A 14228-nucleotide genomic window follows, 5' to 3' on the forward strand; every position below is an offset into this window, starting at 1 on the left:
GAGGGATTGTGGGGCGTATCGCGGCTGATCGGTCGGTCGGTGTGGTCCGGGGTTGAGGTGAAAACTCCCCGGAAAACGGACGGGGAGCGCCTTTAGGCTGGGGGGCATGACCGCGACGGGGGAAGAGCATGTGACGGCCCGGGGAGGGCCCTGGTGGTGGGAGCGGCGGCGGAGTGCCGTGCTCGATGTGGGGCTTGCGGCGGCGTCCGCGCTGGAGTGCGGGGTCGAGGGGGTTCCGTTCGCGTGGGAGGCGGGGATCCCGGTCGCCGTGGGGGTGGTGTTCGGGCTGGCCGCGGGGTCGGTGCTGCTGGTGCGGCGGCGGTGGCCGATCGCGGTGGTGCTGGTGGCGATCGCGGTGACGCCGGCCGCGATGGGGTTCCTGCTGGGGATCGTGGGGCTGTATTCGCTGGCCGCGTCGGATCTGCCGCGCCGGATCATCGGTTCGCTGGCGGGTATGCAGATGGTCGGTGTGCTGATCGTGATGTTCGTGCGGATGCGGCAGGACATCGCGCGCGGGGACGTGGACGTCGGTGACTGGCTGGTGCCGTTCGCCTCGGTGACGACGGCGCTGGGTGTGACGGCTCCGCCGGTGCTGCTGGGTTTGTACGTGGGGGCGCGGCGTCGGCTGATGGAGAGTCTGCGGGAGCGGGCGGACAGTCTGGAGCGGGAGCTTCAGTTGCTGGCGGAGCGTGCGGAGGAGCGCGCGGAGTGGGCGCGTAACGAGGAGCGGACGCGGATCGCGCGTGAGATGCACGACGTGGTGGCGCACCGGGTGTCGTTGATGGTGGTGCACGCGGCGGCGTTGCAGGCGGTGGCGCGGAAGGATCCGGAGAAGGCGGTGAGGAACGCGGCGCTGGTGGGGGACATGGGCCGGCAGGCGTTGACGGAGTTGCGGGAGATGCTCGGGGTGCTGCGTGCGGGCGGGGACGCGGTGCGGCCCCGGGGGGAGGGTGCGTCGGTGCCGTTGGCGGCGGTGGGTGCGGCGGCTGCTGCGGCGGCGTCGCGGGTGGCGGTGGAGGAGCCGGCGGAGGGTCCTTCGCTGGCGGAGATCGACGAGTTGGTGGGGCAGTCGGCGGCGGCGGGGATGGTGGTGGATCTGTCGGTGGAGGGGGAGTGCCGCTCGTATGCGCCGGAGGTGGAGGCGACGGCGTACCGGGTGGTGCAGGAGGCGTTGACGAACGTGCACAAGCACGCGGCGGGTGCGAAGACGTATGTGCGGCTGGCGCACCGGGTGTCGGAGATCGCGATGCAGGTGGAGAACGAGCCGCCGTCGGGTGTGGGTTCGTCGGCGGGGCTGCCGTCGGGGGGGAACGGTCTGGTGGGGATGCGGGAGCGGGTGTCGGCGTTGGGCGGGGTGTTCGTGTCGGGGCCGACGGACGCGGGGGGTTTCCGGGTGTCGGCGGTGATTCCGGCGTCGTAGGTCCCGGCCTGGTAGATCGCGGCGTCGTGGGGCCGGGGGCCGCCCCTGGTCAGCCGGTGGTGAGGCGCTGGGGCTGGACGCCGGAGATGAGGGTGGCGAGGGCGTGGTCGATGTCGGGGCCGAGGTACCAGTCGCCGGTGTGGTCGAGGGCGTAGACGCGGCCCTGTGCGTCGATGGCGAGGAGTGCCTTCGTGTCGGTCTCGGTGCCGAGGGGGCAGACCTCGGTGTCGAGGGCGCGGCCGAGGTCGCCGAGGGTGCGGGCGAGGTGGAGGCCGTGCAGGGGGTCGATGTGGACGGGGGTGGGGGCGATCTGTCGGCCGGGTCCGGTGGGCCGGATGTGGAGTCCGCCGAATTCGGCCCAGGCCTCGACGGCGGCGGGGAAGACGGTGTGGCGGTGTCCGGCGGGCGAGGTGTGGTCGCGGAGGGTGTCGGCCCAGATCTCGGCCTGTTTGATGTCCCAGCGGCCGGGTTGCCAGCCGGCGGCGCGCAGTGCGGCGTCGACGGGGACGGCGAAGCGGGATGGGGGTCCCCCCGGTCGAGCGGAGCCGAGACTGGGGGAGGAGGTGCGGTCGGTGTGCATCGGCCCTTCGTTCGTCGAGGTCGTGTGGTGGTGCGGGGGTGGTTCAGCCGTCGGTGGCGGCGGGGTCGACCGTGCGGACGCCGAAGTGGGCGGTGAGGGCGGTGCAGGCGCGGCAGGGGGCGGCGTAGCTGCCGTGGAGGGGGTCGCCGTCCTCGCGGATGCGGCGGGTGGTGAGTTTGGCGTGTTTGAGGGCTTTGCGGGCCTCGCCGTTGGTCATGGGTTTGCGGGCGGCTCTTTTGCTGCGGGCGGCGTCGGCGGTGGCGATGTGCCGGGAGATGAGGATGGTTTCGGCGCAGCGTCCGGTGAAGCGGTCGCGCTGGTCGCTGGTGAGGGTGTCGAGGAAGTCCTGGACGAGCGGGTGCAGTGCGGGGGGTGTGTCGCCGCGGGCGGCGGTGCCGGTGAGGGTGGCGCCGCGGACGGAGAGGGCGGCGGCGATGGTGGGGAGGATGCCGTCGCGGCGGTGCCGGAGGGCGGGCGCCGGGGTGCTGTCGGTGGCGCTCCAGCCGATGCGGGGGTCGCCGGAGCGGGGGTCGCCGGATGGTCCGGTGTGCGTCCCCGTCTGCGTCGCGTTCATGATCGTCATCCCCTCCCGAGCATCCCCCCGGTGGTCACAGAGTGCCAAATCGCGTGGCGGCTGGGGAAGCTGGGGCGGGGCGACACGCCCGTGCGGGGGCGGGCTGTCACGGTGGGGTGACGTCGGGTCACGGAAGCGGAGGGCCTGGTGACCGGTGCCCGGTGACCGGTGGGGGCGTACCGCATAGGCTGTCGGCACCGCGATCCGGCGGTGTTCCGTGCGCGGGCGCCGAGGGGTCGTGGCACCAGAAGCAGTCGAGACAGACGTGACAGTCGAATACGGTCCGTGACGGCTCCGATGGCGGGGCGGGGCGGGTCGTACAGAGTGCCGCAGGGGGCAACCGCCATGACGACAGGTCGGCTCGGGCTGGGGGCGCCTCCCGGCCGCCAGGCTGGGGGAACTTCCGCGCCGCCGAACGCGGCCTACGCCGGGCAGGTCGTGCACTTCCCGGATCCGGTGCGGGCGGCCCGTCACCCGAGAGGGGTGCGGGTGGACGAGCGTGGCTACCCCGACTTCTCGCCCTATGCGCGCGCTGCCGCGGAGATCGCGGATCCGCCGGAGGGTTTCGGTGTCGACGAGCTGCGGTTGACGGACTACGTGTCGGCGAACGCGGCGCTGGCGGCGACGGGTCACGAGCTGTGGGACACGGTGCCGGCGGTGGCGACGCCGCACGGCTGGACGTGGCACCACGTGGCGGGCACGCGCCGTCTGGAGTTGGTGCCGGTCGAGGTGAAGGCGCTGCTGCGGCATCACGGTGGTGTGGCGACGGCGGCGGTGGACCACGCGAAGCGGGGCACGCGGCCGTTGCAGGAGACGCGTCCGGCGCACTTCGGGCTGCCGAAGTCGGGTGTGGCGGTGACGGAGTCGCAGGTGCTGGGTGTCGAGGAGGACCTCGGGTACCGGCTGCCGGGCGCGTACCGGTCGTTCCTGAAGGCGGCGGGCGGTTGCGCGCCGGTGGGGACGGCGCTGGACGCGGAGCTGGGTCTGCTGGTGGACCAGCCGTTCTTCACGGTGCGGGACGAGGCCGCGGTCAACGACCTGGTGTATGTGAACAAGTGTCTGCGGGACCATCTGACCAAGGACTATCTGTGCGTCTCCTTCGTGCAGGGCGGTCTGCTGGCCGTGAAGGTGAGGGGCGAGCGGCAGGGTTCGGTGTGGTTCAGCGCGTACGACGACGTGCGGGACGTGGATCCGTCGTGGTCGCCCGCGGAGCGCGTGGAGCGGCTGCTGCTGCCGTGCGGTGAGGACTTCGACGTGTTCCTGTCGCGGCTCGCGGGGTCTCCTCCGGAGTTGGAGACGGTGGCGAATCTGATGGTGGACGGCGGGTTCGCGCGTGCCGTTCCGGTCTCTTCCGCGGGGAGTGAGTCGTAGCGATGGTGACGTTCGCGCAGGCGCAGGAGCGCGCGGAGGAGTGGGTCAACGGGGACGTGCCCGCGTACCAGCACCGTGAGGTGCGGGTGCGGGAGTTCGGCCTCGGGTTCGTGGTGTGGGCGGAGGACCGTGCGGACGGTCCGCGTGTCGACGGCGGCGGGCAGCGGCTGGTGATCGCCCGGGACAGCGGCGAGGCCACGCTGTGGCCGGCGCTGCCGGTGGGCGAGGTGATCCGCCGGTACGAGGAGGAGTACGGCCGGGACGAGGCGGCGGCGGAGGAGCCGGCGCCGGCTCCTGCGGCGCGGGTGGATCTCAACCAGACGTCGTTCCTGCTGAGTCCGCCGGAGTGGCTGCAGGAGGCGGCGGACCGGCTGGGGATTCCGGACCGGCGGGGGGAGACGTCAGGGGGTGCGGGGGTGCCTGTGGCGGCGTCGGCGGGGTCCGGTGCCGGTGCGGTGCCTGGGCAGGCGGGTGCGCCGGACGCGGGGCGGGGTGATTCCGAGGGTTCCTCGGCCGGCTCCGGCGGCAGCGGGTCCGCGTGGCCGGCGGCCGGCGGCGGCGCCCCGGACGAGGGCACGCCGTGGGCCGGTACGGACACCACGGCGGACGCCGGTGAGGACCGCTCGGTGCCGCTGCCGCAGACCGTGTACGCGCCGCAGGTGAGGGAGCCGGGTGGGGACACCCCGGCGACGCCCGACGCCAAGACGGCGCTGATCTCGGGCGGCAGCCAGCTGCCGCCGACGGCGGTCGCGCCGGCGGTACCGACGGGCGGGACGGGGCAGGCGACTCCGCCGCCCACCCAGGCGGGGCCCGCGACGCCTCCGCCTCCCACCCAGGCCGGTGTTCCCGGCACCCCGGCGCCGGGTACGCCCGTGCCGCCGCCGGCTGCGCCCGCTCCGGACGCCGGTGACATCGCCGACGCCGCGACCAGCAAGGCGACTCCGCCGCCGAGGCGGGGGCAGGGTCCGACGACCCCGCCGCCTCCGGGCGCCCCGGGCACGCCGGGCGCGCGCCCCGGCAGCACGCCCGCGCAGGGTGGCGGGAGCGGGTATGTGCCGACGCAGCTGGTGTCGTCGCTCGGCCCGGAGGGGCCGGGCGGGCAGACGCCTCCGCCGGGGACGCCCGCGCCGCCTCCGCCGGGTGGGCCCGGCACGCCTCCGGGCGGGGTGCACCACGCGGCGACGATGCTCGCCGACCCGAACAGCTCGGGCGGGGTGCCCACGCCTCCGGGACCGCCTGGTGCTCCGGGTCAGCCGGGCGCGCACGGTGCGCCGGGTGCGCCGGGCGTACCTCAGCCTCCCGGTCCGCCTGGTGCTCCGGGGCAGGCCGGTGCGCCTGGTCAGCCCGGTGCGCCCGGTCAGCACGGTGCCCCGGGTGGTCCCGGTGTGCCTCAGCCGCCCGGTCCTCCCGGCGCTCCCGGTCAGCCTGGCCAGCCCGGGGCTCCGGGCCAGCCCGGTGCGCACGGTGCGCCGGGGGCGCCTCAGCCTCCCGGTCCGCCTGGTGCTCCGGGGCAGCCCGGTGTGCCCGGTCAGCACGGTGCCCCGGGTGGTCCCGGCGCTCCCGGTCAGCCCGGCACCGGGGGTGCCCACGGCGCACCCCAGCCTCCGGGCCCGCCCGGCGCCCCCGGTGCTCCGGGAGCCCCTGGTCGGCCCGGCGCTCCCGGCGCCGCCCCCGTGCATCACGCGGAGACCGTCCTGGCCGCACCTCCCGTCGGCGGCCCGGGCGCGCCCCCGCCGCCCGGTGCCCCCGGCACCCCGCCGATGGCGCCCGGCGCGATGCCTCCCGGTGCCATGCCCCCCGGTACGCCCCCGCCAGGGGTCCCCGTGCCGGGGCAGCCGGCGGCGTACGGGTATCCGCAGCAGCCGCCCGGTCAGCCGACCGTCGGTCCCGGCTATCAGGCCGTGCTGCGCTACCGCGCGCAGGACGGCTCCGAGCAGCAGCTGATCCGGCGTTCCGCGCCGGGCACCCCGCACCCGGAGTGGCAGATCTTCCACGAGCTGCGCGCGATGAACGTGCCGCCGAACCAGGTGCTGGAGCTGCACACGGAGCTGGAGTCGTGCGAGCTGCCGGGCGCGTACTGCGCGCGGATGATCCGCGAGCAGTGGCCGCAGGCGCGCATCACGTCGATCGCGCCGTACGGCACGGACCACGCGAGCCGGCAGCAGGGCATGCGGCAGCTCCTCGCCCATCAGGGCGAGCTGCACCAGGTGGCGGACGGTCCCGCGCGGCCCGCGCCGGTGCGGGCGCCGATCCCGCCGGTGCAGCCGGCCCCGCCCCTCCCGCCGGAGGCGATCGGGCAGGAGCTGGCGGCCGCGTTCGGGCCGGGCGTGTTCCGGTTCGAGCAGGCGGCGGTGTCCCGTCAGGGCGTGCCGCCGGTGGTGGCGCACACGCTGGTGACGGCGGGTCTGCCGACGGACATGGGACCGTTCTTCTGGGCGCAGGCCCAGCCGGGCCGCCCGGTGCCGACGCTGGCGGAGCTGGCCGCGGAGCGGGGTGTACAGCCGGCGCCGGACGCGGGTTCGTACCTGGTGATGGGCAGCGACTTCGGCAAGGCGATCTGTGTGCAGTACGGCACGGCGAACATCGTCGCGGTGCCGGTGGAGGCCGGTCCCGGCGGTACGGCGGTGCCGCCGCAGTTCGTGAACACCGGACTGCCGGAGTTCGCGCGCTGCCTGGCGCTGCTGGGCCGGATGTGGCGGCTGCGGTTCGGGCTGAACCAGGAGCAGGCGGGCCGCTGGACGGTCGACTTCCAGGCGCAGCTTGCCGCACTGGACCCGGCGGCGCTGGGGTCGCCGGAGACCTGGTGGTCGGTGCTGCTGGAGCAGATGTGGGACGGGCTGCTGTGAGCCGCCGCCGCTGAAGGTGTGACCCGTGAGCCGGGCCCGGTCGTGACGACGACCGGGCCCGGCTCACGTCTGTCCGCCCCCGCCCGGCGGAGTGTCGCGTTATGAACACTTCCTTGTCATCGATCAAGATGTGCGCGATTCATCCCTTTTTGTGCTCGGTCGTCGTGCTGGGCTTCATGTCCGTCGGTGGAAGGGGTTCCAGGGTGAGCAGCACATCGGTGTCGTCACGGGGGTTCGAGATCGTCCGCCGGGGGCGCGGCTACCGCCCGCTGCAGGTGATCGCGTACGTCGAGGCGCTGTCGGACGACCGGGACGCCGCGTGGGAGCGCGCGGCTCGGCTCACCGTCCTGGCGCGGGAGATGGAGGAGGAGCTCGAACGGCTGCGGGAGCGGGCGGCGGGGCTGCCGGAGCAGACGTACGAGTCGCTCGGTGACGGGCCCCGGCGGCTGTTCCTGCTGGCGCTGGAGGAGGCCACGGCCGTACGGGAGTCGGCGAAGCAGCACGCGCAGGACCTGGTCGACCTGGCGCGGGACGACGCCGCCGAGGTGGAGGAGGCCGCGCGGGCGTACGCGGCGACGCTGCGCGCCGTCGCCGACGAGTACGCCAAGGAGCGGCTGGCGGTGGCGCGGGAGAAGGCCGACGAGATCCGTATCGAGGCGCGGCTGGACGTGAAGGAGCGGCGTACCGAGGCGCTGGCGGAGGTGCGGCGGATGCGGGAGCGCACCTCGGAGCTGCTCGCCGAGGAGGCGCGGGCGCAGGCGCAGCGGCTCGACGAGGTGGCGCAGGAGGAGGCGGCGCGGGCGGCGGAGCTGGACGCCCGTCAGGCGGAGGCGGAGGAGCGGGCGGAGAAGGTGCTGGCGGAGGCGCGGCAGGCGTTCGCCGACGCGGAGGAGGCGGCCCGGCGGTGCGCGGACGAGGCGCGGGAGCGGGCGGCCGAGGTGCTGGCGGAGGCGTACGCGCGCGTGGAGGGCGTCGAGCGGGAGACCGAGCGGGTGCTGCGGGAGCACGCGGACCGGCGGGAGGACGTGCAGACGCAGATGGACCATGTGTGCGCGAGCCTGAGCGCGCTGACCGGCCGCGCGGTGGAGTGACGCTTGCGCGCGGCCGGTCGGGGTCTTCCGGCGGTCAGGGTCTCCTGCGGATCGCGCCGGCGAGGATCCGGCCCTCCACCTCCTCGTACTGGCGGCGCTGTTCCTCCGCCCGGGTGTGGCCGGAGGCGAGGGTGCCGAGCCAGCCGCAGAGGAAGCCCGCGGGGATGGACAGCAGTCCGGTGGTGGTGAAGGGGAACCAGGTGAAGTCGGCGTCGGGGAAGGCGGCGACGGGGGACCCGGAGACCAGGTTGGTGCCCGGCATCAGCACCAGCACGGAGAGCGTCCCGCCGATGAGGGTGGCGAGCAGGCCGGTGCGGGTGTAGCGGCGCCAGAAGAGGCCGTAGACGAGGGCGGGGGCGATGGCCGAGGCGCCCAGGCAGAAGGACAGCGTGATCAGCGGATGCAGGCTGTGGTGCTGCACCAGGGTGGCCAGCAGGATCGCGGGGACGCCGACGGCGGCGGCGGACAGGCGGGCGAGCAGCATCTCCCGGCGCGGTGTCATCTCCCGGACGCGGGCGGCGAACACGTCGTGCGCGAGGGAGTTGGCGCAGGCGAGGATCATCCCGGCGACCGAGGCGAGGACCGTCAGGAAGATCGCCGTGGTGACGGTGGTGAACAGGACGGTCTCCGCGGTGGACACCTCCGCGCCGAACACCGCGCGCGTGCCGAGCAGATAGGCGGTGTTGCCCCGCGGGTCGGCCCCGGCGACGACGGCCCGTCCGAGCAGCGCGGTCGCGCCGAACCCGACGACCGTGATGACCAGCACGAACAGCGCCACGCCCGATACCGCCCAGGACATCGAGCGGCGCACCTGGCGGGCGCTGTCCGCGGTGTACATGCGCATGGTGATGTGGGGGAGGCAGGCGCCGCCGAGGACCACGGTGAGGTGTGAGCTGATCATGTCGATGCCGGGGCTCGCGCTGCCGGCGAACTGCAGTCCGGAGGCGAGGAAGGCGTCGCCGGTTCCGCTGTGGGCGGCGGCCGCGTCGAAGAGGGCGCCCGGGTTCCAGTCGAAGCGGTGCAGCATCAGCGCGGCGACCAACAGGCCCGAGCCGAGCAGCAGCACGATCTTCAGGATCTGGATGAGGGCGGTGCCCTTCATCCCGCCGATCGCCGCGTAGCTGATCATCAGCGCGCCCACGCCGACGATGCACCCGGTCTGCATCGATTCGCCCGAGAAGCCCAGGATGAACCCCATCAGCTGTCCGGTGCCCGCGAGTTGCACCAGCATCAGCGGGAGCAGCGAGGCGAGGGTGACGACGCTGGCGGTGATCCGCACCGAGCGGCCGCCCGGCATCCGGCGGGTCAGCGCGTCGCCCATGGTGAACCGGCCCGCGTTGCGCAGGGGTTCGGCCAGCAGGAACATCAGCAGCATCAGCGACAGGGCGGTGCTCAGCGCGAGCACGACGCCGTCGTAGCCGAACAGGGCGATGACGCCGCTCGTGCCGAGGACGGTCGCCGCGGAGATGTAGTCACCGGCGATGGCGAGCCCGTTGCGCATGGGGGAGAGCGAGCTGTAGCCGGTGTAGAACTCGTCGAGGTCGTCCCGGTCGGGGCCGGTCAGCACGCACAGCAGCAGGGTGATGGTGGCGACCGTGGAGAAGCCGACCAGGGACATGGTCTCGGCGGTGTCGTCGAACAGCGGGTTCACCGGACCGCCTCCCGCCGTGCGTCGACGACCGCCTGACGGCGGATCAGTGCGGCCAGCGGGTCCACGCGGTGGCGCGCGGTCGCCTCGTACAGGGCGACGGCGAGCCAGGTGACGGGCACCTGGCCCACGGCGAGCAGCAGACCGGTGGGGACGCCGTCGGCGACGGTGCCGGTCATGAAGGACGGCGCGAACGCGGACAGCACCAGGAAGAGGACGAAGTAGCCGAGCGCGGTGAGGGTGGCGGTGCGGCGCTGCCAGCGGTAGGCGCGGCGCAGCCGGCGCAGGTCGCTGTGGTGGCCCAGCGGGGCGTGCCGGGGCGCCCGGTGCGGCCGGGGCGGCGGCGGGGCGGGCGGCATCCAGGGATAGGTGCGGTGGGTCGGGGAGGCGGCGTACGGGACGCCCGCGCGGGGATCGGTGTACGGGGCATCGGCGTACGGGGGCGGGGGACGGTGCGGGTCGCGGGGAGGGGGAAAGGGGTCGGCGGGCATCCCGTGCTCCTTGCGTGGTTCGGGTCCGTGCGGGGACCGCAGGGAGGGGGGTGGCGGAGCGGAGCCCGCACGTTACTCGCGCGTAGCGCGGAGCGCGACGGTTTGGCGCAACTCGCGCGCCGGTGAGTGCTCTCGCGGGTGGCACATACCCTGAGCTGGGGTGTTACCCGGATTAACTCCGACTTTTGAGGTGTACGCGGGACATCACGCTGTCCACCGGAGGGCCCTCCGCTTGCCCCTGACGCGGCGTCAGGGTGGACGCTGGTCCGGCCCGGCGGGGCGGGCCCGGGGGTGCGGGCGGGAGGAGAAAGGGGGCGACCGAAGGATGACCGACCCCGAGACGGTGTCCGCCCCAGGGGTGAGAGCCCCTAGGGGCATCTCCGTACCCCGGCTCGGGGAGGGTTCGTCCCGCCGGAGGACGAGAAGGGACCGCCCCCGTCCTTAACCTGGCTTTACGCCGCTGGGGGGCGGCGGAGCACAGCAGCGGGGGTGGGGTTTTCCACAGCAGAAGACTGCGCTGAGCATCAGCGCGCCGGACCCCCTCCCCCCGCCAGACTGAAGCACGACCCGCACACCACGCACCGGGCGGCCGCCGCACAGACGGGCGGCCGCCGGGAGCACCGCTTTCTTCTGACGACTGACATAGGAGACTTACCGTGACATCGGCTGTGACCATTCCCAGGCACGGGGGTACTGGAGGGACTACGGCCGTTGCCGCGCGGGCGCGGCAGGTCGTGAAGGCGTACGGGTCGGGGGAGACCCGCGTCGTCGCCCTCGACCACGTCGACGTGGACATCGCCCGCGGCCGGTTCACCGCGATCATGGGCCCCTCGGGATCCGGCAAGTCCACGCTGATGCACTGCCTCGCCGGGCTCGACACCGTGACGAGCGGTCAGATCTACCTGGACGAGACCGAGATCACCGGACTGAAGGACAAGAAGCTCACCCGGCTGCGCCGCGACCGGATCGGCTTCATCTTCCAGGCGTTCAACCTGCTCCCGACGCTCAACGCGATCGAGAACATCACGCTGCCCATGGACATCGCCGGCCGTAAGCCCGACAAGGCGTGGCTGGACCGGGTGGTGGAGACCGTCGGGCTCGCGGACCGGCTGAAGCACCGGCCCACCCAGCTCTCCGGCGGCCAGCAGCAGCGGGTCGCGGTAGCGCGGGCGCTGGCCGCCCGGCCGGAGATCATCTTCGGCGACGAGCCGACCGGCAACCTCGACTCCCGCGCCGGCGCCGAGGTGCTCGGCTTCCTGCGCCGCTCGGTCGACGAGCTGGGCCAGACCATCGTCATGGTCACCCACGACCCGGTCGCCGCCTCCTACGCGGACCGCGTGCTGTACCTGGCCGACGGCCGCATCGTCGACGAGATGCACCAGCCCACCGCCGAGCAGGTCCTCGACCGCATGCTGTGCTTCTCTGGGGGGGACCCCCGGACCCCCGACTCCGACGCCCGGGGGCGCACGTCATGACCGTGCTGAAGACCTCGCTGCGCAACTTCCTCGCGCACAAGGGACGCATGGCCCTGTCGGCGGTGGCGGTGCTGCTGTCGGTGGCGTTCGTGTGCGGGACGCTGGTGTTCACGGACACCATGGGCACCACCTTCGACAAGCTGTTCGCGGCGACCGCCTCCGACGTCACCGTCAGCTCCGAGGACGCCGGCGCGGACGGCGAGACCTCCGCCGCCAACGGCAGGCCGCGGGTGATACCGGCCTCCGTGGTCGACGAGGTGAAGCGCGCCGACGGCGTGAAGGAGGCCGAGGGCGCGGTGTCCTCCACCGCCGTCACGGTCATCGACGGCGACCGGGACAACCTGTCGCCCACCAGCGGCGCCCCGACCGTCGTCGGCAGCTGGAACAGCAACGACGCCCGCATCATGGACATCACCTCCGGTGCGGCGCCGAAGGGCTCCGGCCAGATCATGCTCGACGCCGACACCGCCGAGAAGCACGACCTGGGCATCGGCGACGAGCTGAGCGTCATCACCGCGCTCGGCACGCACACGGCGAAGATCTCCGGCATCGCCGACTTCACCGTCACCAACCCGGGCGCCGCGGTCTTCTACTTCGACACCCCGACCGCCCAGAAGGTCCTGACCGGCTCGACCGGCGTCTACACCGGCGTCAACGTCACGGCCGCCGAGGGCGTCAGCGACGACCGGCTCAAGCAGAACGTCCTGGCCGAGCTCGGCGGCGGCTACAAGGTGCTCACCGCGAAGGAGACCGCCGAGGCCAACCAGAAGGACGTCGAGGGCTTCATGAACGTCATGAAGTACGCGATGCTCGGCTTCGCCGGGATCGCCTTCCTCGTCGGCATCTTCCTGATCATCAACACGTTCTCCATGCTGGTCGCCCAGCGCACCCGGGAGATCGGCCTGATGCGGGCCATCGGCTCCTCCCGCCGCCAGGTCAACCGGTCCGTGCTGGTCGAGGCGCTGCTGCTCGGCGTCGTCGGCTCCGTCCTCGGCGTCGGCGCGGGCGTCGGCCTCGCGGTCGGGCTGATGAAGCTCATGGGCGCCATCGGCATGGAGCTCTCCACCGACGACCTCACCGTCGCCTGGACCACCCCCGCGGTCGGCCTGCTCCTCGGCGTGGTCGTCACCGTCCTCGCCGCCTACCTGCCGGCCCGCCGCGCCGGCAAGATCTCCCCGATGGCCGCGCTGCGCGACGCCGGCACCCCGGCGGACGGGCGCACCGGCCGGCTCCGCGCCGTCACCGGCCTGGTCCTCACCGGAGGAGGGGCGGCCGCCCTCTACCTGGCGGGCGCCGCCGAGAAGGCCACCGAAGGCTCGATGTGGCTGGGCCTCGGCATCGTGCTGACCCTGATCGGCTTCGTCGTCATCGGCCCAGTGCTCGCGAGCGGCGTGGTCCGCGTCCTCGGCGCGGTCCTGCTGAGGGTGTTCGGCCCGGTCGGCCGCATGGCCGAGCGCAACGCCCTGCGCAACCCGCGCCGCACCGGCGCGACGGGCGCCGCGCTGATGATCGGCCTCGCGCTGGTGGCGTGCCTGTCCGTGGTCGGCTCCTCCATGGTCGCCTCGGCCACGGAGGAGCTCGACAAGGTGGTGGGCACGGACTTCATCGTCCAGGACGACAACGGGCAGGGCGTCAGCCCCGAGGCCGTCGCGGCGATCAAGGCCACCGAGGGCCTGGACCGGGTCACCGAGTACAAGTGGACGAAGGCCGACTTCACCACGCCCGACGGGAAGACCGGCGACGACACCGCGATCACCGCCACCGACCCGACGTACGCCGTCGACATGCGCATCGAGACCGTCGAGGGGAAGCTCGCGGACGCCTACCGGCCGGACTCCATGTCCGTCCACGAGGACTACGCGAAGGACCACGGCATCACCCTCGGCTCGACGGTCGACGTCGCCTTCGAGGACGGCAGGACCGGCACCCTCACCGTGCGGGCCATCACCAGCAGCGAGGGCGCCATCGACGCCGGCGCGATGTACACGTCGATCGACACCCTCGCCCGGTACGTGCCCAAGAAGGAGATACCGCTCACCGCGATGGTGCTCGCCTCGGCCGAGGACGGCCGGAAGGACGCCGCGTACGCCGCGCTGAAGCAGTCCATGGACCGCTTCCCGCAGTACGAGGTGCGCGACCAGACCGACTACAAGGAGGCCCTGAAGGACCAGATCGGGCAGCTGCTCAACATGATCTACGGCCTGCTGGCGCTGGCGATCGTCGTGGCGATCCTGGGCGTGGTGAACACCCTGGCCCTGTCGGTCGTGGAGCGCACCCGGGAGATCGGCCTGATGCGGGCCATCGGCCTCTCGCGCCGGCAGCTGCGCCGCATGATCCGCATGGAGTCGGTCGTGATCGCCCTCTTCGGCGCCCTGCTGGGCCTCGGCCTCGGCCTCGGCTGGGGCGCCACCGCCCAGCAGCTCCTCGCCCTGGAGGGCCTGAAGGTCCTCGACATCCCGTGGCCCACCATCGCCGGGGTGTTCGCCGGATCGGCGTTCGTCGGCCTGTTCGCCGCGCTGGTCCCGGCGTTCCGGGCGGGCCGGATGAACGTCCTGAACGCCATCGCGACCGAGTAGCGGCCGGCAGGAGCAGCAGAGCAGAGGTTCACCGCACACGGGGGTTGCGGGGAGACCGGAGCCGGAAGGTCCCACGGGGGCCTTCCGGCTCCGGCGCGTGCGACGGGCGGGGCGCGTGGCCCGTCGTCGTCCACAGCCCCGGCGGCTGTCGGCGGG

The 14228-nt window shown here is 73.5% G+C and carries 10 protein-coding genes; 6 read left to right on the forward strand and 4 right to left on the reverse strand.

Translation table 11 applies throughout. The features are described 5' to 3' along the window. Nucleotides 1-106 precede the first annotated feature (106 nt). Entirely contained in the window at nt 107-1420 is a 1314-nt protein-coding gene (locus ACQY0Z_RS09995) for a sensor histidine kinase (protein WP_347225156.1), read from the forward strand. Between the two features lie 49 nt (nt 1421-1469). Here ACQY0Z_RS09995 and ACQY0Z_RS10000 read toward each other — a convergent pair whose 3' ends face one another. Both ACQY0Z_RS10000 and ACQY0Z_RS10005 read right to left on the reverse strand, forming a co-directional pair. Then, nucleotides 1470-2000: an SUKH-3 domain-containing protein gene (locus ACQY0Z_RS10000; protein WP_439812126.1), complete on the reverse strand. Its 531-nt coding sequence runs from the start codon at nt 1998-2000 to the stop codon at nt 1470-1472. 43 nt (nt 2001-2043) lie between these two features. Then, nucleotides 2044-2574, reverse strand: a complete 531-nt coding sequence (locus ACQY0Z_RS10005; RefSeq protein WP_189895938.1) for a YwqJ-related putative deaminase — start codon at nt 2572-2574, stop codon at nt 2044-2046. 345 nt (nt 2575-2919) lie between these two features. Here ACQY0Z_RS10005 and ACQY0Z_RS10010 point away from each other — a divergent pair, with 345 nt between their 5' ends. From ACQY0Z_RS10010 to ACQY0Z_RS10020, 3 genes are all read left to right on the forward strand, one after another. Then, complete coding sequence (locus tag ACQY0Z_RS10010) at nt 2920-3945, forward strand: SMI1/KNR4 family protein (RefSeq protein ID WP_189895936.1); 1026 nt, start codon at nt 2920-2922, stop codon at nt 3943-3945. A 2-nt stretch (nt 3946-3947) separates the two neighbouring features. After that, the gene (locus ACQY0Z_RS10015; protein ID WP_439812127.1) at nt 3948-6791 is read left to right on the forward strand and encodes an SUKH-4 family immunity protein; all 2844 of its coding nucleotides are present in this window, start codon (nt 3948-3950) and stop codon (nt 6789-6791) included. 176 nt (nt 6792-6967) lie between these two features. After that, nucleotides 6968-7882 carry a cellulose-binding protein gene (locus ACQY0Z_RS10020; RefSeq protein ID WP_189896451.1) on the forward strand — a complete coding sequence of 305 codons (915 nt, stop codon included), beginning with the start codon at nt 6968-6970 and terminating at the stop codon, nt 7880-7882. A 34-nt stretch (nt 7883-7916) separates the two neighbouring features. Here the strand turns inward: ACQY0Z_RS10020 and ACQY0Z_RS10025 are convergent, their stop codons facing one another. Both ACQY0Z_RS10025 and ACQY0Z_RS10030 read right to left on the reverse strand, forming a co-directional pair. Further along, entirely contained in the window at nt 7917-9500 is a 1584-nt protein-coding gene (locus ACQY0Z_RS10025) for a sodium/solute symporter (RefSeq protein WP_347225187.1), read from the reverse strand. 29 nt (nt 9501-9529) lie between these two features. Beyond that, entirely contained in the window at nt 9530-10021 is a 492-nt protein-coding gene (locus ACQY0Z_RS10030; protein ID WP_347225159.1) for a DUF485 domain-containing protein, read from the reverse strand. Between the two features lie 656 nt (nt 10022-10677). Between ACQY0Z_RS10030 and ACQY0Z_RS10035 the strand changes: the two genes are divergently transcribed. Both ACQY0Z_RS10035 and ACQY0Z_RS10040 read left to right on the forward strand, forming a co-directional pair. Beyond that, on the forward strand, nt 10678-11496 hold the full coding sequence (locus ACQY0Z_RS10035) for an ATP-binding cassette domain-containing protein (RefSeq protein WP_189895931.1): 819 nt from the start codon (nt 10678-10680) through the stop codon (nt 11494-11496). After that, entirely contained in the window at nt 11493-14072 is a 2580-nt protein-coding gene (locus ACQY0Z_RS10040; RefSeq protein ID WP_381728456.1) for an ABC transporter permease, read from the forward strand. The genes ACQY0Z_RS10035 and ACQY0Z_RS10040 overlap by 4 nt, the downstream gene beginning before the upstream one ends. Nucleotides 14073-14228 lie beyond the last annotated feature (156 nt).

Origin of the sequence: Streptomyces sp. P9-2 (assembly GCF_051903975.1) — a bacterium.
Taxonomy (GTDB): Bacteria; Actinomycetota; Actinomycetes; order Streptomycetales; family Streptomycetaceae; genus Streptomyces; species Streptomyces cellulosae.